At 72.0% G+C, this 24995-nt stretch carries 23 protein-coding genes; 8 read left to right on the top strand and 15 right to left on the bottom strand.

Annotation, left to right across the window (positions count from 1 at the left end; all coding sequences use genetic code 11):
- Nucleotides 1-322: 322 nt before the first annotated feature.
- From J8403_RS25040 to J8403_RS25015, 6 genes are all read right to left on the bottom strand, one after another.
- The gene (locus J8403_RS25040; protein ID WP_211125126.1) at nt 323-1726 is read right to left on the bottom strand and encodes a CoA transferase; all 1404 of its coding nucleotides are present in this window, start codon (nt 1724-1726) and stop codon (nt 323-325) included.
- Between the two features lie 119 nt (nt 1727-1845).
- Complete coding sequence (locus J8403_RS25035; RefSeq protein ID WP_211125125.1) at nt 1846-2850, bottom strand: hypothetical protein; 1005 nt, start codon at nt 2848-2850, stop codon at nt 1846-1848.
- A 393-nt stretch (nt 2851-3243) separates the two neighbouring features.
- On the bottom strand, nt 3244-4275 hold the full coding sequence (locus tag J8403_RS25030) for an L-idonate 5-dehydrogenase (RefSeq protein ID WP_211125124.1): 1032 nt from the start codon (nt 4273-4275) through the stop codon (nt 3244-3246).
- Nucleotides 4276-4394: 119 nt separating this feature from the next.
- Nucleotides 4395-5165, bottom strand: a complete 771-nt coding sequence (locus J8403_RS25025) for an SDR family oxidoreductase (protein WP_211125123.1) — start codon at nt 5163-5165, stop codon at nt 4395-4397.
- 43 nt (nt 5166-5208) lie between these two features.
- Entirely contained in the window at nt 5209-6606 is a 1398-nt protein-coding gene (locus J8403_RS25020; RefSeq protein WP_211125122.1) for a GntT/GntP/DsdX family permease, read from the bottom strand.
- 19 nt (nt 6607-6625) lie between these two features.
- Entirely contained in the window at nt 6626-7138 is a 513-nt protein-coding gene (locus J8403_RS25015; RefSeq protein WP_211125121.1) for a gluconokinase, read from the bottom strand.
- Between the two features lie 132 nt (nt 7139-7270).
- Here J8403_RS25015 and J8403_RS25010 point away from each other — a divergent pair, with 132 nt between their 5' ends.
- The 4 genes from J8403_RS25010 to J8403_RS24995 all read left to right on the top strand — a co-directional run bounded on the left by J8403_RS25010 (nt 7271) and on the right by J8403_RS24995 (nt 10562).
- Nucleotides 7271-8002, top strand: a complete 732-nt coding sequence (locus J8403_RS25010) for a FadR/GntR family transcriptional regulator (RefSeq protein ID WP_211125120.1) — start codon at nt 7271-7273, stop codon at nt 8000-8002.
- 135 nt (nt 8003-8137) lie between these two features.
- Nucleotides 8138-9334, top strand: a complete 1197-nt coding sequence (locus J8403_RS25005) for an epoxide hydrolase family protein (protein ID WP_211125119.1) — start codon at nt 8138-8140, stop codon at nt 9332-9334.
- A gap of 218 nt (nt 9335-9552) precedes the next feature.
- The gene (locus tag J8403_RS25000) at nt 9553-10044 is read left to right on the top strand and encodes a cupin domain-containing protein (protein WP_211125118.1); all 492 of its coding nucleotides are present in this window, start codon (nt 9553-9555) and stop codon (nt 10042-10044) included.
- An 80-nt stretch (nt 10045-10124) separates the two neighbouring features.
- A complete protein-coding gene (locus J8403_RS24995; RefSeq protein WP_211125117.1) occupies nt 10125-10562 on the top strand; it encodes a VOC family protein in 438 nt (145 codons plus the stop codon).
- A gap of 153 nt (nt 10563-10715) precedes the next feature.
- Here J8403_RS24995 and J8403_RS24990 read toward each other — a convergent pair whose 3' ends face one another.
- The 4 genes from J8403_RS24990 to J8403_RS24975 all read right to left on the bottom strand — a co-directional run bounded on the left by J8403_RS24990 (nt 10716) and on the right by J8403_RS24975 (nt 15153).
- The gene (locus J8403_RS24990) at nt 10716-11801 is read right to left on the bottom strand and encodes an LCP family protein (RefSeq protein WP_211125116.1); all 1086 of its coding nucleotides are present in this window, start codon (nt 11799-11801) and stop codon (nt 10716-10718) included.
- 17 nt (nt 11802-11818) lie between these two features.
- Nucleotides 11819-13915 (bottom strand): bifunctional polysaccharide deacetylase/glycosyltransferase family 2 protein, encoded by a 2097-nt coding sequence (locus J8403_RS24985; RefSeq protein WP_211125115.1) that lies wholly within the window; start codon nt 13913-13915, stop codon nt 11819-11821.
- Nucleotides 13912-14295, bottom strand: coding sequence for a hypothetical protein (locus J8403_RS24980; protein ID WP_211125114.1), 384 nt, complete (start codon nt 14293-14295; stop codon nt 13912-13914). The genes J8403_RS24985 and J8403_RS24980 overlap by 4 nt, the downstream gene beginning before the upstream one ends.
- 246 nt (nt 14296-14541) lie before the next feature.
- Entirely contained in the window at nt 14542-15153 is a 612-nt protein-coding gene (locus tag J8403_RS24975) for a TetR-like C-terminal domain-containing protein (protein ID WP_211125113.1), read from the bottom strand.
- A 124-nt stretch (nt 15154-15277) separates the two neighbouring features.
- Between J8403_RS24975 and J8403_RS24970 the strand changes: the two genes are divergently transcribed.
- The gene (locus tag J8403_RS24970) at nt 15278-16504 is read left to right on the top strand and encodes an alpha/beta hydrolase family protein (protein ID WP_211125112.1); all 1227 of its coding nucleotides are present in this window, start codon (nt 15278-15280) and stop codon (nt 16502-16504) included.
- A 140-nt stretch (nt 16505-16644) separates the two neighbouring features.
- Here J8403_RS24970 and J8403_RS24965 read toward each other — a convergent pair whose 3' ends face one another.
- A complete protein-coding gene (locus tag J8403_RS24965; protein WP_211125111.1) occupies nt 16645-18048 on the bottom strand; it encodes an amidase in 1404 nt (467 codons plus the stop codon).
- Nucleotides 18049-18179: 131 nt separating this feature from the next.
- Here J8403_RS24965 and J8403_RS24960 point away from each other — a divergent pair, with 131 nt between their 5' ends.
- Together J8403_RS24960 and J8403_RS24955 are read left to right on the top strand one after the other, a co-directional pair.
- A complete protein-coding gene (locus tag J8403_RS24960; protein ID WP_211125110.1) occupies nt 18180-18326 on the top strand; it encodes an SCO1431 family membrane protein in 147 nt (48 codons plus the stop codon).
- A gap of 233 nt (nt 18327-18559) precedes the next feature.
- Nucleotides 18560-19276, top strand: a complete 717-nt coding sequence (locus J8403_RS24955; protein ID WP_211125109.1) for a B3/B4 domain-containing protein — start codon at nt 18560-18562, stop codon at nt 19274-19276.
- A 614-nt stretch (nt 19277-19890) separates the two neighbouring features.
- Here the strand turns inward: J8403_RS24955 and J8403_RS24950 are convergent.
- The gene (locus tag J8403_RS24950; RefSeq protein ID WP_211125108.1) at nt 19891-20106 is read right to left on the bottom strand and encodes a hypothetical protein; all 216 of its coding nucleotides are present in this window, start codon (nt 20104-20106) and stop codon (nt 19891-19893) included.
- A 104-nt stretch (nt 20107-20210) separates the two neighbouring features.
- A complete protein-coding gene (locus J8403_RS24945) occupies nt 20211-21800 on the bottom strand; it encodes an acyl-CoA mutase large subunit family protein (RefSeq protein WP_211125107.1) in 1590 nt (529 codons plus the stop codon).
- A gap of 135 nt (nt 21801-21935) precedes the next feature.
- Between J8403_RS24945 and J8403_RS24940 the strand changes: the two genes are divergently transcribed.
- Complete coding sequence (locus tag J8403_RS24940) at nt 21936-22835, top strand: L,D-transpeptidase family protein (RefSeq protein ID WP_246585979.1); 900 nt, start codon at nt 21936-21938, stop codon at nt 22833-22835.
- A gap of 252 nt (nt 22836-23087) precedes the next feature.
- On the opposite strand, the gene J8403_RS24935 is transcribed toward J8403_RS24940, so the two are convergent.
- Nucleotides 23088-24254 (bottom strand): hypothetical protein, encoded by a 1167-nt coding sequence (locus J8403_RS24935; RefSeq protein ID WP_211125106.1) that lies wholly within the window; start codon nt 24252-24254, stop codon nt 23088-23090.
- Nucleotides 24254-24937 carry an RNA polymerase sigma factor gene (locus J8403_RS24930; RefSeq protein ID WP_211128416.1) on the bottom strand — a complete coding sequence of 228 codons (684 nt, stop codon included), beginning with the start codon at nt 24935-24937 and terminating at the stop codon, nt 24254-24256. The genes J8403_RS24935 and J8403_RS24930 overlap by 1 nt, the downstream gene beginning before the upstream one ends.
- Between the last annotated feature and the right edge of the window lie 58 nt (nt 24938-24995).

Raw genomic sequence — 24995 nt, 5'->3', positions numbered from 1 at the left:
GCGGCGGGCTGCTCCCCTCCCCGCCCCTTCCCGAACTGGGGCCCAGCCCCAGCCCCCGCCGCCCGGTGGCGAAGCCCCCTGGTCGCGGCGAGGGCCGGGCAGGCTGCACCCCACTCCGCCCCTTCCCCCAGCACCGACATCCGGCTCCGCCACGTGGCAGGGCTCCGCCCCAGCCCCGGCCGGGCCCGGGGGGGCGAAGCTCCCGGAACGGGAAGGGGCGGGGAGCCAAACCAGCCCCTCCAGCGTTTGAGGAGCGGGGTCCGGGGCGGAGCCCCGGTTCGGGGAAGGGGCGGGGTGGGGAAAAATCCGCCCCGGGCCGAGCTCAGAGCCAGCGCGCGGCGTCCGCGCCCAAGCGCCCAGGTGGACGCGCCCAGTCCAGCGGGCCGTCCGCCGTAGCGATCGGCGAGCGGGCGTACCGCAGAACTCCCTGGTCCGAGGCGGTCTCCGCCAGCCAGGGCGCCGGATCATGGGCAGGGCCGTCGCCCCGGGGCACGGGGGCGATGCCGTGCAGAAGCCACGACGCCGTGCCCGCGAGAGAGAACCGCAGATGGCGCCCGCCACCCACCTCCCCCCGCTCCGTCAACCCCCGCAGCACCCCCGCCGCCAACAGATAGCCCGTGCCGTGGTCAAGCGCCTGTGCAGGCAACACACCAGGGTGACCGCCAGCGTCCGCGTCGGCGTCCGCCTCGATCGCGGCGATCCCGGTCCCCGCCTGCACCAGACTGTCGAAACCGCGCCGCCCGACCCAGGGCCCCGACCAGCCCCATGCGCACAGTTGGGCGACGATCAACCCGGGGTGGCGCTCCAGCAGGGCGTCCGGGGCGAGCCCGAAGCGGTCGAGCGCACCGGGGCGGTAGCCGGTGACCACCACATCGGCGTCGGCGAGCAGCGCCTCGAAGGTCCGGCGGCCCTCCGGCGCACCGAGATCGAGTGCGGCGGAGCGCTTGCCGAAGCCGGTGTCGGCGTGCGCGTCCGGGTCCTCGGGCAGCCCCGGGGAGTCGATGCGCAGCACGTCGGCGCCCAGCAGCGCCAGGGTGCGGGTGGCCACCGGCCCGGCGATGACCCGGGTCAGATCGAGCACGCGCACCCCGCTCGCGGGCAATGGCGCCGCCAAGAGCGGACGCGGCGCGCCCTCCCCGATTCGCTGGGACTCGACCAACGGCAGCCCGTCAAGCGGGATCTCGCTCTCGCCGGGCTCCGCCACGGCCACCGCCAGCCCACCCCCCGCGTACACGGTCTCCTGGATCGCCCGGGCGGGCCGGGCCGCGAGCGCCGCCGCGAGCTCGTCCGGCCCGCTGTCGCCGGGCAGGCCGAGCGCGGCGAGCAACCGGGCCCGGTGGTGCGGGTAGTTGGCGTGCGTACGGACCCACCCGTCGGCCGCGCGCCAAAAGCCGGACAGCGGGGCGAAGTTGGTGGGCTTCCGGCCGTCGATACGAAGGTGCCGTTCGCTGACGAACGCGGTGGCCACGGCACCTTCGTCGACCCGTACCGCCGCAACGGCCCCGCCGGAGCGCCGCGCGCCCAGTTCGGCGGCGGCCAGCGAGCACACACCCACGGTGGCGCGGGCCAACTCGGCCACGGGCAGCCGGGCGGGCAGTCCCCCGCTCACCGCGCGGTACGCCACGTTCCCCAGCAGCGCCGGATCGCCGCCGAGGGCGGTCCAGGCGTGAGCGGTGGCCGGGTCCGGTGGCACGTCACTGGCGACACTTGCGTCACTGCTCGTCATGCGCTCATTGTGCGCCGCCGCACCGGACCGCCCCACGGCCAGGGCCCCGCCCCCTCCTCCTGGTCGGGGACGGAGAGGGCGGGCCGTACACAATGGGCCGTACAAAGTGAGCGGTGGGCCTACGCCGCGCCCGCCCGCCGGTAGAGGTCGAGGGCCTCGTTGCCCAGCGTCGGGTGGTATTCGTTCGCACCGGCGCTGACGCTGATGTTGCCGATCAGATAGCCCCCGCCGCCCGAGAAGTCGGCGAGGAAGCCGCCGCCACTGGACCCTCCGGTCTGCACGCAGTCGATGCCCCACATCGTGGAGCCGGGACGGCCCGCGTCGGGGAACTCATTGCCCTCGCAGTGGTTCAGCCGCTCGCCGTTGCCCTCGGCCGCCGAGCCTCCGTAGCCGAAGGAGTGGACATGACGGCCGGTCTGCGAGTTGAAGGCGATGCCCTGCGCACCCACGGTCTCGGCCAGGGTGCGGCCGTTCAACGTGTTCATGACGGCGAAGGCGTAGTCCCAGTTGGCGTTGCCCCGCGTGGAGACGTACTGGGGCTCCCAGAACAGACTGCGGGCGGAGAAGGTGCCGTAGGGGCGGTTGCCGCCTGTGTAGCCCGGGATGAAGACCCAGTTGCGGTAGCCGGTGCCGGTGGCCGCGTCCACGACGCAGTGGCCGGCGGTGAGCACAACGGACCGGTTGTCGCTGTTGGCGACGGTGGCCGAGCAGGCGAAGGTCCCGCCCGAGGCGTTCTGGAAGAAGACCTTGCCCGCCGTGGTGCTGATCAGGCCACCGCCGGTCCAGGCGGTGGGGGAGGTGGCCCGGGTCGAGGGCGCGGAGGTGGGCGCGGCGGGGCCCGGGAGCGGGGGCACGCTCACCCGCTCGCCCGTGGTGGGCGGGGCGGTCGCGAGTTTCGCGGTGCGGGCGGCGGGCAGGGCGGTGACGTCCTGGGCGGCGCGCAGCCGGTCCGTCGTCCAGAAGCGGACGGCGGCGCGCTGCTCCCCGGTGGAGACGGAGGTTCCGGCTGCCCCCTCGGCGGAGGTGGAGGGGGTCGGGGACGGGGCCGCGTGGGCGGCGGTTCCGGCGGTCCAGCCGAGAGTGGCGAGAGTGAGGGCGCTGAATAAGGTGGCGACACGTCTCATGCGGTGAACTCCACGTCCGTTGGAGGTACCCGAGAGCGTGGGACAACGTTGTCCGACGCTTTGTCGCCGACAGGGTGCCACGACTGGTCCAGACCTGCCATGGCACCGGACATCACAATGAGGGATCCCCCTAGACGTCCGTCGAGGCGCTGGTGATGTGGCAGTTGTATCTGTCGCCGTCCACCAAGGAGCCCGGCGCGTTGGTCTGGCCGCCGCTGCAATCACCCTTGGAGAAAAGGCAGTTGGGAGGGACCGGGGATCTGCGCCCTACCGCGGGCCCGGCGGCGCCAGGGTCGCCCCGATGCCCGCCACGACCGTGCGCAACCCCCGGCGCACCCCAGCAACCACCACGCACCCGCACACAGCGGCACGCGCACCCGCCAAGCAACACGATCAGTTGGCGAAGTCCAGCAGCACCTTGCACGACCGACTGCGGTCAGCCGCCTGACCGAACGCCTCCACCGCCTCCCGCGCCGGCCGCACCCCGCTGATCAGCCCGTCGAACGACGACTCCGCCGCCAACAGCCGCAACGCGTCGTCGAACTCGGTATGGAAGCGCAGCGCCCCCCGCAGCTCGATCTCCCGGGCAACCAAGAGGTTCCCGGCGAACGGGCTCCGCCCGGGCGGCAGCATGCCGAGCTGCACCACCACACCACCCCGCCGCACCCGCCGCAGACAGGTGTCGAGCCCAGCCGCGACGCCCGACGCCTCGATCGCGACGTCCATCTCGTCCGAGGGCCAGTTCGGGTCGTCCGGATCGTCGGCCCGTACGCAGGCCGTCGCCCCGGCCGCCGCCGCGAACTCCAGGGCGCGGGGCAGCAGATCGGTCGCCGTAACGGTCGCCGCCCCCGCCGCGCGGGCCGCCGCGACGGTCAGACAGCCGATCGGACCGGCGCCCGTGACCAGCACGTGGCGGCCCTTCACCGCGCCCGCCCGCCGCACCGCGTGCAGCGCAACCGCCAGCGGTTCGGCGAGCGCGGCCCGGCGCGGCTCCAGCCCCTCGGGCAGGGCCCGGAGCTGCACCGCCGGGACCGCGATCCGGGAGGCGAAGCCGCCCTGGACATGCGGGGTGCGCGCGGCGCTGCCCAGATAGCGGGTGTCGCGGCAGACGTTGGCGCGGCCGTCGGAGCACTCCGGGCACACCCCGCACGGCGTGGCCGGGTGCACGGCGACCGGGGTGCCGACCGCGGGCCCGGCCGCGCCCTCGCCGTACGCCACGACCGTGCCGACGACCTCGTGCCCGAGCACCATCGGCTCCTGGAGCCGGAAGTCGCCCACCCCGCCGTGCCGGTGGTAGTGGAGATCCGATCCACAGATCCCGCCGTACCGGATCGCCACGAGCGCCTGCCCTGGCGCCGGTTCCGGCTCGGGGAGTTCCTCGATCCGCAGATCACCCTGCCCGTGGATCACACAGCCCAGCACCATCCGCCCAGCCTCCTCAAAACGATTCACCGAAGCGATTCACCACGGCGATGCACGGAAGCGATCCGCCAAAGCGGTTCGCCAAACCGACCGATGCACCAATGTCACCGCGCCCACCCCGCTCACAGCACGCTCGTCATGCCGCCGTCGACATACAGCACCTGCCCGCTCACGAAGTCCGCCGCGGGCGAGGCGAGATAGAGCAGCGCGCCGACCAGGTCCTCGGTGCGGCCCCAGCGCCCGGCCGGGGTCCGGCCGCGTACCCAGGCGCTGAACTCCTCGTCCTCGACCAGCGGTCGGGTCAGCTCGGTCTCGATATAGCCGGGGCCGAGCCCGTTGACCTGGATGCCGTACCGGCCCCAGTCCGCGCACATGCCCTTGGTGAGCATCTTCAGCGCGCCCTTGGTCGCCGCGTACGGGGCGATTCCGGGGCGGACCACTTCGCTCTGCAGGGAGCAGATGTTGACGATCTTGCCGTGGCCGCGTCCGGTCATCCGCCGGGCGGCCTCCCGGCCCACCAGGAAGGCGCTGGTGAGGTTGGTGTCCAGGATCTGCCGCCAGGCGTCGTCGGTGAACTCCAGCAGGGGCGCCCGGTTCTGCATCCCGGCGTTGTTGACCAGGATGTCGAGCGGGCCCACCCGCTCCTCGACGTCGGCGATACCGGCGGCCACGGCCGGGCCGTCGGTGACGTCGAACGCGGCGGTGTACACCCCCGCGTCGGCGCCGCCGAGCTCCGCGGCGGCCTTCTCGAGGGCGTGCGGATCGCGCCCGTTGAGCACCACCGTGCAGCCGGCCTCCACCAGACCGCGCGCGAGGGCGTGGCCGATGCCCCGGCTGGAGCCGGTGACCAGTGCGGTGCGGTCCGCGATGTCGAAGAGCGGATGTGCCGTCATGACCTGCGTACCTCTACCTCTCCGGTGCTCAAGTCACCAGTTCCTAGATCACCAGCGACAGCAGCAGGACGAAGACGAGCCCGACGACGGAGATGATCGACTCCATCACCGACCAGGTCCGCACCGTCTGCCCCACGCTCATCCCGAAGTACTCCTTGACCAGCCAGAATCCCGCGTCGTTGACATGGCTGAAGAAGAGCGACCCGGCGCCGATGGACAGCACGAGCAGCGCCACATGGGTGCTCGACATATCGGCGGCCAGCGGCGTCATCAGCCCGGCGGCCGAGATCGTGGCCACCGTCGCGGAGCCGGTGGCGAGGCGGATGGCGACCGCGATCAGCCAGGCGAGCAGCAGCGCGGAGACGTTCCAGTCCTGCGAGATGTCCATGATCATCTTGCCGACGCCGATGTCGATCAGCGTCTGCTTGAAGCCGCCGCCCGCGGCGACGATCAGCAGCATTCCGGCGATCGGGGCGAGCGAGTGCTCGACGGTGGCGGAGATCCGGTCCTTGGTGAAGCCCGCGGCCCGGCCGAGGGTGAACATGCCCACGATCACGGCGGCCAGCAGCGCGATCAGGGGAGCGCCGATGACGTCGGCGACCCGCTGGACGGTGTTCTCCGGGTCGTCCACCACGATGTCGACCAGTGCCTTGATCAGCATCAGTACGACCGGGAGCAGCACGGTGAGCACGGTGACGCCGAACCCGGGACGCCGCTCCAGCTCCTCCGACGGCCGTGTGGGCATCAGCCGGTCCGGCGGGGTGACGTGCACCCAGCGGTCGGCGACGCGTGAGAAGACCGGGCCCGCGATGATGGCGGTCGGCACGGCGATGAGGACGCCGAGCGCCAGGGTGATCCCCAGGTCGGCGTGGACCGCGTCGATCGCGGCGAGCGGGCCGGGGTGCGGTGGCACCAGGCCGTGCATCACGGACAGGCCCGCGAGCGCCGGGATGCCGATCCGCATCAGGGAGAAGTTGCCGCGCTTGGCGACCAGCAGCACCACCGGGATCATCAGCACCATGCCGACCTCGAAGAAGAGCGGCAGCCCGATGATCCCCGCGATCAGCACCATCGCCCAGGGCATCGTCCGGTTGCTCGCCTTGGCGAGGATGGTGTCGACGATCTGGTCGGCGCCCCCGGAGTCGGCGAGCAGCTTGCCGAGGATCGCGCCGAGCGCGATCAGCACGCCCACGCCCGCGACGGTCGACCCGAGGCCGGCCGAGAAGCTGGTGATGACCTTGTCGAGCGGGGCTCCCGCGACGGCGCCGAGCGCCAGTGAGCCGATCGTCAGCGACAGGAACGCGTGCAGCTTGGTCTGGGTGATGAGGAGGACGAGGACGGCTATGCCGACGAGGACGGCTATGCCCAGCTGTGCGTGACCTGCCGACGTGATCGGGTCGACGGTGTCCGCTGCCAGCATCTCGACGCTGAGTCTGGTCACGGGGGTTTCCTAACCTGCGTTACTGGTGTTCGAGCCGCCGCAGTTCGGCGGCGGCCCGCTCGGTGATGAGCTCGGGTTCCGGGCCGACGTCCACGGCGACGCCGTACTCGTCCGGCTGCAGCGGTTCGAGCGTGGCGAGCTGGGAGTCGAGCAGTTCCCCGGAGAAGAAGTGGCCCTTGCGCTCCTTCATCCGCCCGGCGATCAGCTCGCGGTCGCCGGTCAGATGGAGGAAGACGATGCCGGGCGCGGCGGACCGCAGCCGGTCGCGGTACTTGCGCTTGAGCGCGGAGCAGCTCACCACGCCTCCGCCCTCGGCGTGGTCATGGGCCCAGGCACCTATGGCGTCCAGCCAGGGACGCCGGTCTTCGTCGTCCAGCGGGGTCCCGGCCGACATCTTGGCGATGTTGGCCGGCGGGTGGAAGTCGTCGGCCTCGGCATACGGGACGCCGAGCTCCTCCGCCAGCAAGGGGCCGACCGTGGTCTTGCCCGTTCCGGACACTCCCATGACCACGACAACCTGGGGGGCGTGCATTGTGTGAAACCTCGCTGTCTTCTTCGACCTCGGCGCCGGGGACACTCAACCCCACAGATACGACGTATTCAAGAGTCCGTGACTTAAAAGTCATACTTATTTGATGGGTGGGCGGCCGCGTAGGCTGAGCGCATGGACGAACAGGGGCCCCAGGGCCGTGGTCAGAGGCCCAGGGCCGGAGGGCTGCACGACCGGCTCCTGGAGTCCCTCGGCCCCGCGATCACCGGGGGCGACTATCCGCCGGGCACCGTCCTGCGCACCGATGAGCTGGAGCGGCGCTACGACGTCTCCCGCACGGTCGTCCGGGAGGCGGTGCGGGTCCTGGAGTCCATGCACCTGGTGGAGTCCCGCCGCCGGGTCGGGGTGACGGTGCGCCCCACCGAGGAGTGGGACGTCTTCGACCCCCAGATCATCCGCTGGCGCCTGGCCGGCCCCGACCGACCCCGCCAGCTCCGCTCCCTCACCGCCCTCCGCTCGGCCATCGAACCCGCCGCGGCGGCGCTGGCCGCCGGGCACGCCACGCCGGAGCAGTGCGCCGAGCTCACCGAGCACGCGCTCAACATGGTCGCCACCTCACGCGGCCAGCAGCTGCCCGCGTACCTGATCCACGACGTCGCCTTCCACCGCGTGATCCTGCGCGCCTCGGGCAACGAGATGTTCGCCCGCCTGGGCGACGTCGTCGCCGAGGTCCTGACCGGCCGCACGCAGCACCGCGTCATGTTCACCGACCCCGACCCCGAGGCGGTCACCCTCCACGTCCGCGTGGCCGAAGCGGTCCGCGCGGGCGACGCGGAGGCGGCGGAGCGCTATACGCGGGAGATCACGGTGGGGGCCCTGCGCGAGCTGGACATCCTGGCGCCGTAACGCGCGGCGCGGGCGGGGAACTGCGGCACCGGCGGCTCGGGCCGCGTCGGGCACCCACTCCGCGAGAAGTCGGGTGCCCACCGTGCGAGAAATCGGCTACGGAGTGACGAACGCGTCGACGTAGCATGCGCCGCTATGACGACTCCAGCCCACCAGGGCATCCAGCCTTTCCGTATCGATGTCCCCCCGGACGAGCTGGACGACCTCCACCAGCGCCTCGACCGCACCCGCTGGCCGGACGAACTGCCCGGAGTGGGCTGGGCCTACGGCATCCCGCGCGACTACCTGAAGGAGCTCGTGCACTACTGGCGGCACGCGTACGACTGGCGCGCGGCGGAAGCCGGATTGAACGAGTGGCCGCAGTTCACCACCACCATCGACGGGGCGAACATCCACTTCGCCCATATCCGCTCCCCCGAACCGGATGCGACACCGCTGGTGATGACCCACGGCTGGCCGGGCTCGATCGTCGAATTCACCGAGGTCGTCGGCCCGCTCACCGACCCGCGAGCGCATGGCGGGGATCCGGCCGACGCCTTCCACCTGGTGCTGCCCAGCATCCCCGGATTCGGCCTTTCCGGCCCCACCACGGAGACGGGCTGGGAGTTCTGCCGGGTGGCCGCCGCGTTCGCCGGACTGATGGAGCGCCTGGGCTATGAGCGATACGGGGTCCAGGGCGGCGACTGGGGCGCCGGCATCTCCCGCGAACTCGGCCGCACCCGGCCGGACAAGGTCATCGGCGTACATCTGAACCTGCTGCCGAACTCGGCCCCGACGCGGGAACCCGATGCGGCGGAGATGGCGGCCCTGAGCCCGGACGAACGCGAGCGCACGCTCGCCTCCTGGGACCGCATGCGGGCCTGGAGCCGTGACCGCCAGGGCTACGCCGACATCCAGTCCACCCGCCCACAGACCCTGTCATACGGTCTGACCGACTCCCCGGTGGGCCAACTGGCCTGGATCGTCGAGAAGTTCAAGGAGTGGACCGACTCCGAGGACCGCCCCGAGGATGCCGTCAACCGTGACCACATGCTCACGAACGTGATGCTGTACTGGCTGACCGGCACCGCCGGCTCCTCCGCCCGCATCTACTACGAGCGGGCACACGCCGACTACTGGGGCACCCCGCCCGAGCCGTCGACGACACCGACCGCCCTGGCCGACTTCCCTCGGGACAACTTCATCCCGCTGCGGCACATCGCGGACCGGACCAACAACATCGTGCAGTGGACGACATACGACCGAGGCGGCCACTTCGCGGCAATGGAGCAGCCGGAGCTGCTGGTCGACGACGTGAGAAGGTTCTTCCGAACGCTCCGCGAAGGCGCCTGAGCAACCGCCGCCGGCGCCACGACGCGTGATCCATGATCGCCTCCGGCACCGCCTGGGTGGGGCGATCCGGGAAGGTGTCACAAATGCCGGGGTGATCGGTCTCTTCTGTAGCAGCACGCCCGACGGAGGGTCCGGGGGCAGTCGTCGTCCCGCGGCCACGGCAGCGGTCCGCGCATGCCCCCGCCGACACACCGTTGCGCGTCCGACCTAGGGAAGGGATGGTCTGCGTGTCGTACCCGAAGCAGGTGTACACGGGAGATGACGGCGAGATCAGCGCGAGTTTCCGGCCGGTGAACACCCCACCGAATGTCGGAACAGACGAAAGCGACGCCATTCACTACTTGGCGACCACCTCCACCACACGGGGCGAGTTCGGGCTCTATCGATTCCGGATGAAGGCGAAGGCCGGCGGCCCCAAGACCCACTACCACAAGACCATTTCGGAGTCCTTCTACATCCTCGACGGCACCGTTCGCCTTTTCAACGGCGCACAGTGGATCGACGCGCGGAAGGGCGACTTCCTGCATGTGCCGCAGGGCGGACTGCATTCCTTCCGTAACGACTCCGACGCTCCTGCCGAAATGCTGCTGCTCTTCACACCGGGCGCGCCGCGTGAGGAGTACTTCGAGCAGGTGTCGCAGTTGGCCGATGCCACGGAGGAAGAGCGTGCCAGGTTCTTCGACGAGCACGACTCCTATTTTGTCGAATAACCGGCGGATTCCCCTCGCATACCGCGGCCGCCGGCCGGCGGGCGCCACCTTCCCACCCCACACAGTGAGGATGACGGACCATGACGGCTCACGGTGATCTGCCCGCCCCGCAACAAGGGCTTGTTGTCACGCACTTCCTGACCGTGCGCGACGTGGAGAAGTCACGGCGCTTCTACGCCGACGTGTTCGGCGGCGAGGTCGTGATGGAGGAGAATCCGGCGATGGTGAAGGTGGCCAACACCTGGATCATCATGAATCCCGGGGGCGGACCCACCCCCGACAAGCCCGGCGTCACCCTCGAGGTGCCCCGGAGCACCGAGCGGGTGTCGAGCTTTCTCAATGTCCGCGTCGCGGATATGGCCGCCTTCCACGCCAACGCGGTCGCCAAGGGTGCTCACTTCCTGACCGAGCCCCTCGACCGCGGTGCGGAACTGCGCTGCTACCTGCGCGATCCGGACGGCTATCTCATCGAGGTAGGTCAGTCGACCGGCCTGCTTCACGGTGTCCATGCCGATTGACGCCCCCTCTCTTTCGACGACCTTCCAGGGCATATTCGGGACGAAGAGGTCGCGGATTCGGATTCCGCCACCCCGAGCGGCGGAATAGCAGGTGAGGGACCTACGGATTTCCGTAGGTCCCTCCGCTGATCAGCGGCGGTTCCTCGCAACGGCTCATCGCGTACGGCTCACCGGCTGATCGTTCCGCAGCCGCTCGAAGGGCCATTTCGCCCGCCCCTCGTCCCACTTCAGCGCGCTGCCCTTGGCCGTGGCGATCCCACGACCAGCCACAGGAACATTCAGCCGGTTGCCGCTGCCATCCGCGACACGCTTCATCGCCTCGAACAACGACATCAGCGTCCGCAGATCCATGCCCTTGTCCACGACGAGCGTGTCCAGGCCCGCGCCCACGGTCGGGAAGACCTTCCACGGGACGAGCGCCTGGCTCGGGCGCGCGGCCTGCTTCGCCAGCGCGGACAGGAACTTCTGCTGGTTCCGGCTGCGGCCGAGGTCTCCCTCGGCCTCCTGGTGGCGCTGGCGGACGAAGGCCAGCGCCTGGCGGCCGTTGAGGGTCTGGCAGCCCTTCTTCAGGTTCGCGCCCGACTTCTTGTCCTTGATCGGCTCGTCGAGACAGAGATGGACGCCGCCGACCGCGTTGACGACGTTCACGAAGCCCGCGAAGCCGATCTCCGCGTAGTGGTCGATCCGCAGACCGGTGTTGTGCTCGATGGTCCGCACCAGCAGTTCGGGGCCGCCCGCCGAGAACGCGGCGTTGAGCTTGTTCTTCGACGGCCCGGGGCGCTTTCCGGTCATGGGGTAGGTGTACGGCGGGATGGTCACCCAGGAGTCGCGCGGCAGGCTCATCAGCGTCGCGCCGTGGGCGCCGGTGTGCAGCACCATCATCGAGTCGGTGCGGCGGCCCTCGGCGGAGCCGGTGTGCAGGGTCTTCTTGTCCCGGACGGAGAGCCCGTCGCGGCTGTCGGAGCCCACGACGAGGTAGTTGGTGCCCTTGCCCTTCGCGGGGCGGTGCTCGACCTTGCCCAGGTCGACGTCGGTGTTGAGCTTGGACCGGGCCCAGCCGTAGGTGGAGGCGCCGCCTGCCAGGGCCACCGCGAGCAGGACGACCACCGTGCGCCGCAGCCGCCGGGGCCACCGGCGGCGGGGCGCGGGCTCGCCGTAGCCCGCGTCGTACGCGTACTCGTACGCGTACGCGTGGTCATCACCGGACTGGTTGCCGTTGTCCGGCCAGCCGTGGGACATCGTTCTCCCTCACCTCCTCAGTTGGACGACAGACGGCGCTCGGCGGGCCCGGCGGGCCCCGCGGTCAGCCGGTCCGCGGCCGAGCCGGAGCGGTGGATGCGGTGCCACCGCAACCGCGTGCCGAACAGCGCGCTGACCACGGACTGGATGATCACCAGATACATCAGCTGCCGGTAGACGAAGAGCTGCAGGGGCATCGCCCACAGCGCCGTCAGCCGCTCCTTGTCCAGCCGCAACGCGTATCCCGCACCGAGCAGTTGCACCACGAGGAAGGCGAGCCACACCCCGATCGACTCCACCGGATTGGCGAACAGCACGCCGTACAGCGCGAAGACGTCCACGATGGGGGCGAGCAGCGGCAGCGCGACCTGGAAGAGGAAGAGATAGGGCAGCGCCCGGCGGGCGAAGCGTCCGGCCTGGCCGACCTCGCGGAGGGCGCGGCGGTGCTTCCACATGGACTGGAGCGTGCCGTAGCACCAGCGGTAGCGCTGGCGCCAGAGCTGGCCCAGGGAGGTCGGGACCTCGGTCCAGGCGATGGCGGTCTCCTCGTAGACCACCCGCCAGCCGGCCCGCCACAGGGCCATCGTGAGGTCGGTGTCCTCGGCGAGGGTGGCCTCGCTGACGCCGCCGACGCCCATCAGCGCGTCCCGCCGGAAGGCGCCGATCGCGCCGGGCACGGTCGGCATGCACTCCAGCACCTCGAACATCCGGCGTTCGAGGTTGAACCCGAAGACGTACTCCAGGTGCTGCCACTTGCCCAGCAGCCGACGGCGGTTGCCGACCTTGGTGTTGCCGCTGACCGCGCCGACGGCCGGGTGGGCGAGCGGCTGGACGAGGCGGTGGACGGTGTCCGGTTCGAAGACGGTGTCGGCGTCGACCATCACCACGATGTCGTGGTGCGCGTGGACGAGGCCGGTGTTGAGGGCGGCGGCCTTGCCCGCGTTGGGCTGGCGGACCACCAGCACCCGGGGGTCGTCGATCAAGGTGGCGAGGTCCGCCGTCCGGTCCGTCGAGCCGTCGTCGATCACGATGATCTGGAGCTGCCAGTGGGTGGAGGCGAGCAGCGAACGGACGGTGGACTCGATGCCCGCCTCCTCGTTGTACGCGGGGATGAGCACCGTCACCGGCTCGTCCACCTCGCGCAGCCAGGGCGCGCCCGGCCGGGAGCGCCGGAGGCGCCGCACATGGGCCCGGGCGTAGAAGACGAGCAGCACCAGCCGGAGCAGGGCCAGGGCGCCCGCGATGCCGAGCACCCAGGACATGGCCTGGACGAAGAGGTGCCCGATGCCCTGGACCTGGATCAGCGCCTCGCCCTGCAACCGGCCGACGGTCGACACCGGAGTGTTGACCGGGGGCCCGCCGAGCCCCTCGGACACCGTGGCGAACTTCTCGATCTTGCGGTTCCGCAGGAGCTTGTCCGCCTCGGCGTAGCCGGTGTCGTTCTGGCTGTACTGCCGGACGACGCCCCGCTCCGGTTTCCGCAGCGGCCGGTCCGCCGCGACCAGGAGATAGCCCTGATCGGCCGCGCGCCGGGCGGCCGTCCACTCGCCGCCGCACATCGTGTCGGCCTGGGTGGTGAGCGGCAGCCGTACGAGCTTGGTGTTGATGCCGGCGGTGCCCGCGAGCGCGGTCTGGGTGAGGGACAGCTCCAGCCGGGTGCGCGGGGACGAGGCCGAGCCCAGATCCGATCCGGTGTAGGCGCCGGAGCCGATCTCATGCCCCTCGGCGCGGATCCGCTCGACGAGCGCGGGGTGGCGGACCGCCTGCGCGCCGGAGAGGAAGAAGGTGGCATGCGCGTGGTGGCTGCGCAGCAGGTCCAGCAGGCGCGGGGTCCATACGGGGTCGGGGCCCCCGTCGAAGGTGAGGGCCACGGTGCGGTCCGGCATCCCGGCCGTCTCGACCGTGCGGCCGCCGCCTCCGATGCGTACGACCGGCTTCCCGGTGTCGGCGGCCTTCGGGATGGGGCTCGTACAGGGGCGGCGCGTCGACTGGGAGGCGACCTCATGGGTGGTCCAGCCCTCGAAGACCAGCGCGGCGGCGATCGCGGAGACGACGACGATCAGCAGCAGCCAGTGGCCGCGCGGCTCGGGGCGGTGTGCGTGCCGGGGGCTCACCAGGGGCCGCCCCTGGACGGCTCGGCTTCGGCCAGGGGCGCGGTCACCTCGGCGCCGTAGGAGTAGGTGCTGGGCCAGGGCCCGGCGGCCTGGTCGCCGCCGGTGGTGCCGCCCGTGGTGCCAGTAGTGCCCGTGGTGCCCGTGGTGCCGGTGGTGTCGCCCGTGGTGGGCCGCTCGACGGTCCTGGGCGGCTCCCGGTCGGCCTGCCACAGCACCCCGGACAAGGCCGTGCCGAGAAGCAGCAGATAACCGAGGCAGGCACAGCCGACGGCCAGCGCCACGAACGCCAGAAGCCGGCGCCGCCCACCGGAGGCGTTGACGAATATCTGCCCGGTCTGTTTTCTCCGCCGCCGTCTCTTTTCGGCCACTGTCGTCACCATGTGGCGGAAGTCTAGCCAGAGCCCCGCCCACCGCCGACCGACCGCGACCGCGCCCTTCCGGCCGCCACATACCCCTATGACCTGGCCTTTTTCGCCTGCGCGGGCTCCGGGTCCGGAGCCCCGGCGGACCCCCTCGACGGCGGGGGCCGACACCCCGAACGGCGCCCATGGCCGACGAGTTGGGGCACCGCCGAAAATGAGACAAGGCTCACGAAGCCGTCCGAGGCGACGGCTACGCGGCGACGGCTACGCGGGGTCCGGGGCGGAGCCGGGGTTTCGAGACGAGTCGGTGAGGCGCTTGAGGCGGTCGAGGAGCGGCCCGGTGGCGTCCGGCCCGCTGGAGCCGACACCGAACAGCAGCGCCGCGTACAGCGGGGCCAGGACGATCTCGAAGACCTCCAGCGCGCTGGGGGCGTTCTCGCCCCGCGCGGCGGCGCGGTCCAGCAGGGTCCGCAGGTCGTCGAATCGCTTGGTCAGGGCGGGGGGCAGCTTCTCCACGCCGCCCCCGTCGGCCTCCAGCCGTATGGCGGTGAGGGTCTGCAGCAGCATCTTGCCGACGGGGCCGGCGACATCCTCGGCGGCCCGCCGCACATAGCGGTCCAGGTCCTCCCACAGGGATCCGGTGTCGGGCATGGGTGCGCTCAGATGTTCGTTGACGACGTCGAGGATCAGGCCGTCCAGGGTCTTCCAGCGCCGGTAGAGGGTGCCCAGGTGCACCCCGGAGCGCTCGGCCACCTGGGTGAGGGTCAGCTCCGGCAGGGGCTGGGTGCGGACGAGTTCCTCAACGGCCCGGTGGACGTCGGCGCGCACCCGGGCGGTCCGCCCGCCGGGGCGGCGGAGAGTCGGCTCCTCGGTCATGCCTCCACCTTAACGCGAGAGGCTTCACGTTTGCTTAACGCGAGAGGCTTCACATTTACCCATGGCGCATGTACCTTTGCCATCGTTCCGCGTAACACGAAACTCTTCGCCTTAAGGGGTCGTCATGCGTCCTGTGCTCTTCGAGAACAACCCGTCGTTCTGGTTCGAGACCCTCCGGTCCTTCGGCCACATCGCCTACGGCGGCGCCGACTTCGGCGAGGTGCTCACCACCTCGCAGCGCATCCGCGAGGGCGACTTCGACAGCTGGTACGACGAGTGGCTGAGCACCGCGGACCGCGTCGCCGAGGTGGCCCGCGAGGCCGAGCGGAAGCGGCACCCCGCCTCCGCCCGGGACGCCTGGCTGCGCGCCTCGAACTACTACCGCTCGGCGGAGTTCTTCCTGCACGGAAACCCCGGCGACCCGCGGATCGACCACGTCTACGAGGCGAGCGTGGCCGCCTTCCGGGCCGCGATGGCGCTGTCCGAGCGCCCGGTGACCCCGGTGGAGATCCCGTTCGAGAACACCACGCTGCCCGGCTACTTCTACGAGGCCGCCGACGACGGCCGGGGCGAGCCGCACCCGGTGGCGCTCATCCACAACGGCTTCGACGGCACCGCCGAGGAGTGCCACTTCTTCGGCGTCCCCGGACTCGTCGAGCGCGGCTACCACGTCCTCGCCTTCGACGGCCCCGGGCAGCCAGGGCCCATGCACCGCGAGAAGCTGGTCTTCCGCCCCGACTGGGAGACCGTCGTCGGCGCCGCCATCGACTTCGTCCTCACCCGCGACGGCGTCGACCCCGAGCGCATCGCCCTGATCGGACTGAGCATGGGCGGCCAACTCGCCCCCCGGGCCGCGGCCTTCGAGCACCGCGTCAAGGCCGTCGTCGCCATCGACGGCGTCTACGACAACGCCGCGAACTTCATCGCCGACATCCCCGGCGACACCCGCGAGGAGAAGGCCGCCGTGCTACGGGCCGAGAGCGCCCCCGACGTGGACGCCCAGTTGGAGCGGTCCATCGCCAACTCCCCCGTCACGCGCTGGGCGATGTCCCACGGCGCCTGGGTCTACGGCGTCGACACCCCGCGCCAGGTCCTGGCCGCCATGCTCGACTACCACCTCGGCGACGGCATCGCCGAGCGGATCAAAGCACCCGTGCTGGTCTGCTCGGCGGAGGGCGACCTGTTCTTCACGGGCCAGCCCGAGGCACTGCACGAGCACACGCCCAACAGCACCCTGCTCGTGTTCGGCGACGAACTCGGCGCCAACGCCCACTGCCACGTCGGCGCCCAGCGGCTGGCCACCGCCCGCGTCGCCGACTGGCTCGACGAGACGCTGCGCCCGACCGCCTGAACCACGGCCGTGCGGGACCGGCACGGGACCGCGCCCTGGAGCGGGAATCGGGAAGGGGAACGGGGGACGGGGGACGGGGGACGGGGGACGGGGGACGGGGAACGGGGAACGGGAACGGTCGCGTGCGGTGTCCCCGGCGGCTAGATCGACGGCCGGTGCTCGTACCACCGCTGATCGGCCTCCAGCTGGGCCGCCAGCGAGATCAGCACGGGCTCGCTGTTGGCCGGGCCGAGGAACTGCGCGCCCAGCGGCAGCGTGCGCTCGGGGTCGGCGAACCCGGCGGGGACGTTCATCGCGGGCCACCCCAGCACATTCCACGGCCAGGCGTACGGACACGCCGCGATCATGGCCCGATCGGTCTGCCACCCCGACAGCGCGGCCATGGCGCCGATCCGCAGCGGGGGCGTGGCCGTCGTCGGGGAGAGAACGACGTCGAAGCGCTGGAAGATCGCCCCGACCCGGCGCCGCAGCGGCTCCTCGTACGACCGCGCCCACCGCAGCGCGGCGCCGCCCAGCAGCCGGCCGTTGCGGGCGGCGTGGCGGGTGCGGATGTCCAGCAGCAGCGGATCGGGGACGCGGCCGGACCATTCGAAGAGCCCGGCCGTGGCCCGCGGCAGAAACGAGAACCCCACGAGCCCGTAGCGCGGCTCGGCCTCCACGACCTCATGGCCGAGGGCCGCCAGCCGCTCGGCCAGCCGGACGACCGAGGCCCGCACCAGCGGGTCCAGCCTCTTGGGGGTGCCGGTGAAGGCCGTCTTGAAGGAGAGGGCGATCCGCAGCCGCCCCGGGTCGCGGCCCACCGCCGACAGCACGTCCACCGGCTCCGGGCAGTGCAGATCCCCCTCGCAGTTGCCGCTCACGGCGTCCAGCAGCAGCGCCGCGTCGGCGACCGTACGGGCGAGCGGGCCGTTGCAGGTGATGCCGTTGAAGGACTCGGCGTCCGGCCAGGTGGAGATCCGGCCACGCTGGGGCTTGATACCGATCAGGTGCGTCCAGGCGGCGGGGATACGGACCGAGCCCGCGCCGTCGGAGCCGAGCGCGGCGGGGACCAGCCCGGCGGCGACGGCGGCCGCGGCGCCGCCGGACGAGCCGCCGGGGGTGTACTCCGGGTTCCACGGATTGCGGGTGTCGCCGAAGGCGGGGCCCTCGGTGAACGGCCACTGGCCCAGCTCGGGGGTGTTGGTCTTGCCGACGATCACGGCCCCGGCCGCCCGCAGCCGCCGCACCGCCTCACCGTCCTCGACCTTGGCCGGGAAGTCGCCGCAGCAGCCGAAGGCGGTGGGCTCGCCCGCCACATCCGTATCGTCCTTGACCGCGAGCGGGACCCCGAGCAGCGGCAGCCGCTCCCCCGCCGCCAGCCGCCGGTCGGCCTCCTCGGCCTCGCGCAGGGCGGCCTCGGCGCGGATGCGGCGGAAGGCGTTCAGGGTGGGCTGGGTCTCGGCGATGCGCCCGAGCGCCTGCTCGACCAGCGCATGGGAGGTCACCTCGCCTCCGGCCAGGGCGCGGATCTGCTCGCCCAGACCCTTGGGAATGACGCTGGTCACCGTGGTCCTCCTCGGGTGAGTTCGGCCACTTCCCCTTTACCCCTGGCGGCTGCCACGCGCACCCTGGGCAACGGTGATGACCCGTTTCATCACTTTCATCACGATCATCGCTGAGCACAGAGGACACCCGCATGACCGACATCGCGGCGCGCCGTACCGGCCTCCACTCCCGCACCGGAGGCCCCTCCGACGGCGAGGATCACCTGTTGGAGCAGCTGCTCGGCTGGTCGCTCGTCGTCGTCCTCGCGTTGCTCACCACCCAGCTCGGACTGTTTTAGGCCTGCTCGGCCCGGCCCCTGGGCCCTAGTCGACGAATCGCACCTCCGGGTAGCGGGCCGACGGCCCGTCCAGCAGCCCCGCGTCATCGCGCCGGCGCAGCACCTCAGGGGTGGGGCTGCCCCCAGCGCCCGTGCAGGGGGCCCGGCGCCCGTACAGGGGCCCGGCGCCCGCACAAGGTGGCCCCGGCGCCCGTACATCACACTGCACCGCACCGTATGCCATAGTGGACCGCATGACGAACGACGCCGCAGGCTGGCTGGACTCCGCCGCCATTGACCCCGCCGTGCACGCCCTGCGCCCCGACTACCGGGCACTGCTCATCACCGCCGAGGGGCTGCGTCCCGGGCCGAGCGACGAGCTGAGCGAGCGGCTGCTGGCCGACGCCGAGCGGGCGGCGCGGGAGCGGTTCGGGGACGGGCCGGTGGAGGAGCATCCGCATCTGGCCGCCTGGCGCGAGGCGTTCCGCGCCTTCGGGGCGAAGCCCCAGCGCACCCGGCCCAGCGCGGAGGCCCTGCTGCGGCGGGCACCCGCCGGGCTGCCGCGGGTGGACCGGCTGACCGACCTCTACAACGCGATCTCGGTCGCGCATGTGATCCCCCTCGGTGGCGAGGACCTCGACCACTACGTGGGCGCGGCCCGGCTCGTGCGCGCCGAGGGCGACGAGACCTTCGAGACGACGGCCGGGGGCGAGCCCGTGGTGGAGCACCCGTCGCCCGGCGAGGTGGTCTGGCGCGACGAGGCGGGCGTCACCTGCCGCCGCTGGAACTGGCGCCAATGCACCCGCACCCGGCTCACCCATGCGACTACCCGGGCGATGTTCGTGCTGGACGCGCTGGGGCCGATGGACGACACGGCGCTGAAGGCCGCCGGCGACCAGCTCATGGAGGCCCTGACGACCGCCAGCCCGGGGGCGACGCTCGCCTCCCGGTTGGTGGGCGCGGCGGCGTAGCGGGGCCGCTGGGACGGCGGGTCCGGCCGATCTTTCCCCTACCCGCCCCTTCCCGAACCAGGGGCTCCGCCCCTGGACCCCGGAGGTTGAGGCAGGGCCCCACCTCGGCAAGAGCCGGGGCGGCCCGGACCCCAGGGGCTGGGGCGGAGCCGCATATCGATGCCGCGGGGAAGGGCGGGGCGGGAACAGCCCGCTCGACCGTCCCCCGCCGCCAAGGGCTTGGCCCGGGCCCCCGAGGCTGGGGCGAAGCCCCGAACACCCCCAGCGCGCTGGCCCGCCAGAGCGACGAGGCCCGGGCGCTGGGCCAGCCGGGCCCGGGTTCTGGGGCGGAGCCCCGGACACCCCCACGCACGCTGGCACGCCAGAACGACGGGACCCGGGGCCCTCGGACCCTAGGCCAGCCTGGCCCGGGGCCTGGGGCGGAGCCCCCATTGCGGCCCGGCTGCGAAGGGCTTGGCCCGGGGCCTGGGGCGGAGCCCCAGTTGCGGGAAGGGGCGGGTAGTGGAAAGACCCACGAGTGTGCCCACCAGGCCCCCAGGGCCTGGGCCGCAGCCCCAGCACGCGGCGGAGGCGCGTATCGGCGCTGCGGGGAGGGGCGGCACAGGCCCTGGGGGCTAGAACAGCGGCTGCTGGCCCGGCGTCGGGGGGTCGGCCTCGCCGAACAGCTTCGGCGGGGTGCCGAGCAGCGGCGCGATCCGCCGCGAACCGGGGCAGGAGATCAGCTCGAGGGCGGAGCGCCGCCCCGGCGGGTCGTGGCGGGCGAAGCGCCCGCCGACGACCGCGATCTCACGGGTGCAGACCGGGCAGGCACGGCGGGGTGACGACGACATGGGTCCAGTGTTACCCAAGCCCCTGACAACCGGCCCCGGACGGGGCCCCGGACCGGCCCCAGCCCCGACTCCGCCCGGCCCCAGCCCGACTCCGCCCGGCCGCCTCAGAACGCGTCCACCGGCCGATACGTCCCCCACACCTCCCGCAACGCATCGCACACCTCGCCCAGCGTGGCCCGCGCCGCGAGCGCGTCCTTCATCGGGTAGAGCACATTCGCCGTGCCGGGCTCGCTCTCGGCGGCCTTCCGCAGGGACGACAGGGCCGCGCCCACCGCCGACCGGTCGCGTTCGGCGCGCAGCCGGGCGAGCCGGTCGCGTTGCCGGGCCTCGATCTCCGGGTCCACCCGCAGCGGCTCGTACGGCGCCTCCTCCTCCAGCTGGAAGCGGTTGACGCCGACCACCACCCGTTCGCCCTCGTCCGTCTCCCGGGCGATCCGGTAGGCGCTGCGCTCGATCTCCTCCTTCTGGAAGTTCCGCTCGATGGCGGCCACCGCACCGCCCAGGTCCTCGACCCGCCGCATCAGGTCGACGGCCGCCGCCTCGACGGCGTCGGTCAGCGACTCGACGGCGTAGGAGCCCGCGAAGGGGTCCACGGTCGCCGTCACATCGGTTTCGTACGCCAGCACCTGCTGGGTGCGCAGCGCCAGCCGGGCGGAGGTGGCGGTCGGGAGCGCGATGGCCTCGTCGAAGGCGTTGGTGTGCAGCGACTGGGTGCCGCCGAGCACGGCGGCCAGGCCCTGGACGGCGACGCGTACGAGATTCACCTCGGGCTGCTGGGCGGTGAGTTGGACGCCCGCGGTCTGGGTGTGGAAGCGCAGCATCTGGGACTTCGGATCGCGGGCGCCGAACTCCTCCCGCATCACCCGCGCCCAGATCCGGCGCGCGGCGCGGAACTTGGCGACCTCCTCCAGCAGCGTGGTGCGGGAGACGAAGAAGAAGGAGAGCCGGGGTGCGAAGTCGTCGATGTCCATCCCCGCCGCGACGGCCGTACGGACGTACTCGATGCCGTCGGCCAGGGTGAAGGCGATCTCCTGCGCGGGCGAGGCCCCGGCCTCCGCCATGTGGTAGCCGGAGATCGAGATCGTGTTCCACTTCGGCAGCTCGGCCTTGCAGTACTTGAAGATGTCCGCGACCAGCCGCAGCGAGGGGCCGGGCGGGAAGATGTAGGTGCCGCGGGCGATGTACTCCTTGAGGATGTCGTTCTGGATGGTGCCGGTCAGCCGGCTCCCGGCCACGCCCTGCTCCTCGGCCACGAGTTGGTAGAGGAGCAGCAGCAGGGCCGCGGGCGCGTTGATGGTCATGGAGGTCGAGACCCGGTCCAGCGGGATGCCGCCCAGCAGCACCCGCATGTCCTCGACCGAGTCGATGGCCACGCCCACCTTGCCGACCTCGCCGTGGGCGAGGGGCGCGTCGGAGTCGTAGCCCATCTGGGTCGGCAGGTCGAAGGCCACCGACAGTCCGGTGGTGCCGTGCTCGATCAACTGCCGGTAGCGGGCGTTGGACTCGGCGGCGGTGCCGAACCCCGCGTACTGCCGCATCGTCCAGGGGCGGCCGGTGTACATCGTCGGATAGACCCCGCGGGTGAAGGGGTACTCCCCCGGCTCGCCCAGCCGCGCGGCCGGATCCCAGCCGCTCAGCGCGCCGGGCCCGTACACCGGCTCGACGGGGAATCCCGACTCCGACTCGCGCGCCATGGGTCCACGCCTCCTGGTGGCTGATACCGGGCGTTCTCCCGGTACGGGGCCTTGCTCACAGCATGCGTCGATGTTCGCCTCCTGGCAGCTTCGGGAAGCATTCAGAGCAAAAAGATCAGGGAGTGGGGGATTCAGATGCACCGGACAGCGGTGGTCGGCACGGCGCTGGCCACGGCCACGGCGGCGGCACTGGTCGCGGGGTGCCGGGCGGGGGAAGCGACCGTGGACGGCCGGGGGCAGGAGAGACCGCAGGCCAGGGCCAGTACGAGCGCACCCGCGCGGGAGACGCCCCGGCCGCATCGCACGTTCACGCACAAGGCCAAGCCCAAGCCCAAGCGGGTCGTGGCGCCCCCGCCGCGCACCACGACGCCGGTCACACCGCGGCGCACCGCGCCGAGGGTGGCCCCGCCCGTGATCGCCGTCGGCACCAGCGGGGACCGGGTGCGCGAGCTCCAGGCGCGGCTGCGCGCGCTCGGCCTCTTCAACCGGAACCCGACGGGCTACTACGGCACGATCACGCAGGCGTCGGTCAGCGCGTACCAGCGGGGCCACGGCCTCTCGGTCACCGGCTCGGTGAGCCGGCGCACCTGGACCTCACTGCGCTCGGCGACCAAGACGCCCACGCACGACCAGCTCTATCCGCCGACCACCCTTCCGCTGGCCAAGCCGGATCCGCGGTGCCTGACCGGCCGGGTGCTGTGCATCAGCAAAAGCAGCCGCACCCTGGCGTGGATGGTCAACGGGCGGGTGATGTCGGCGATGGACGTGCGCTTCGGCTCGGAGTACACCCCGACCCGGGAGGGGCTGTTCCAGGTCAACTTCAAGAGCCGGGACCATGTGTCGACGATCTATCACACCCCGATGCCGTACGCGATGTTCTTCAGCGGCGGCCAGGCGGTGCACTACTCATCGGACTTCGCCGCCCGCGGCTACAGCGGCGCCTCGCACGGCTGTGTGAACGTCCGCGACAAGAAGAAGATCGCTGCGCTCTTCGCCAAAGTAAAGGCGGGCGACAAGGTCGTCGTGTACAAGTAGGGCCGCGACCATCAACTGAGCAACCCCGACGGCGAGGACCCGGTCCGCGAGAGCGGCGCCGGCTTGGGCGCAAAGGCTTAGGCGCAAAGAGGGGGCGGCGCGGGCAGAGCCGGGGGAACGTGCTCTGCCCGCGCCGAATGCGCGGAGCCGTCGGTACGGGGGGAACCTCGGCTCCCGCGCGGCCGATGACCAGTCGGCCCATTTCTTTCAGCGTCACCGCTGAAAAAAACGTCACACCTGGGTGCCGCAGCCTCAGTCGGCACCCGTTTCCGTGGCCGTCACCGAGTCGGTCGACGCCGCGGAGTCACTTGCGGGCGTCGGTGTCGTGGTGGCGCTCGGCGTCCCGGTGGTGCCGGTGGTGTCGCTCGGCGGAGGCGGGGGCTGGGGGACTGTGGTGTCGTCCCCGCCACCTTTTCCCGAATCGCCGCCGCTGTCCGACCCGCCACTGTCACCGGAGCCGGAGCCAGAGCCATCGGACCCGCCGTTGCCGCCGCCGTTGTCCGAACCGCTGTCCGTGCCGTTGTCCCCGCCGCCGTTGTTGTCCGTGCCGTCGTCGCCGCGCGGGGCGTCCGTGCCCTCGTCGGCGAGGATCTGGGTGCAGTAGCCGTGGATGGCGGACTCGCTGCCGGCCGCCTTCGTCAGCTTCTTCAGCGACTTCTTGTCGAGGTCCACGCCCGCCAACTCGGCGGTCAGGTAACGGGGGCAGATGCGGAGGGCCCATCCCGGGGCGCCGTGCCTCCCCTTCGACGAGGGGTCCTTCGTCTTCCCGTCCTTGCCCGTGCCGTCACCCTGCGGACCGGAGGTGACCGTTCCGCCCTGGGCGCCGTTCGAACCCACATCGCTGGCATCGTTGTCGCTTGAACCACTGGGGCCGGGCGCCGTCGTACCGCCGTTCTCGGAGATCTCCGGATGAGCGGATTCCCCGCCGGGTCCGGCGTCCGACATGCTCACCGAGGGGCCCGGAGTGTGGTGACTCGGCCCGAACGGGGTGGGCAGCACGCCCGCCGCGGCCGCGACCGCGAAACCGCTCAGCGCACAGCCGGCCACCATCGCGATCATGCCCGCCCGCAGGGGGCGGCGCAGCCGCGGCTGTCTCTCCCTGAACTTCCGGATCCGCTGCGGCCGCCGGGCCACCCCCGGCTCGGCGACGGCCTCCGCTTCGGCCTCGACGGCGACCCGGGCCGCCCGGAAGGCGGCCATGGCCGCCTCCTCGCCCGGGAGCGCGGACGCGTCGGAGGGGGCCGCCGGGCGGCCTGCCCCGGCGACGGCGCTGAGGACGGCCGCCAACCGCTCCGCTTCGGCATATGACTCGTCGCCCCGGCCGTCGGGAGCCCCGGGCTGCCCCTCGACCGGTTCGCCGCGAAGCAACCGCTCCGCGGCACTGTCATCCAGCCAGCTATAGCGGTGGTCTTCGGCCATCACATGTCCTTCTGCGTTGGCGCGCGTGAATCCGTCACACCAGCAGACTTCGCCGCACCCGGCTTGGTTGCTCCGCCGCCGTGTGACTCACGTTGCCCCGGGATCCCCTCGAGCACCGCCGGATCGCTCCCCGCCGCCGGGCCGATCAAGTCCGCGAGCCGCCGCAGACCCCGGTGGGCGGCCGTGCGCACCGCCCCCGGCCGCTTGCCCAGCACCGCGGCCGCGCTCTTGGCGTCGAGGCCGAGGACCACCCGGAGCACCACCGCCTCGGCCTGGTCCTGCGGTAGCTGGGCGATCAGCCCGAGCGCCCGGCCGGTGCCGAGGGCCTCCATCGCCTCACCGGCGGTGTCCGCGTCGGAGGCGCGGAACTCCAGCTCCGACTCATCGCCGCCGATGGCCGGACGGCGGCCGCGCATCCGTATGTGGTCCAGTGCCCGATTGCGGGCTATCCGGGCCGCCCAGCCCCGGAAGCGGTCGGCGTCTCCGCTGAAGCGTTGCAGGTCACGGGCGATCTGCAGCCATGCTTCCGAGGTGATGTCCTCCGCGTCTCCGTCACCGACCAGCGTGCGCACGTAGCCGAGGAGGCGAGGGTGCACGGACCGGTAGACGGTCCGGAAGGCGGTCTCGTCCCCTTCCTGCGCCGCGAGTACCGCGGCGGTCAGTTCCGCGTCGTCCGCCTGCACGCTCTCTTCCTGCCCCACTCGGAGAATCCGTGGTCCAGTCGATTCCGGCGTAGCCGCG

Origin of the sequence: Streptomyces yatensis (genome assembly GCF_018069625.1) — a bacterium.
Lineage (GTDB): Bacteria > Actinomycetota > Actinomycetes > Streptomycetales > Streptomycetaceae > Streptomyces > Streptomyces yatensis.
The sequence above is the reverse complement of the archived record's forward strand: the minus strand, read 5'-3'. Positions and strand labels throughout refer to the sequence as shown.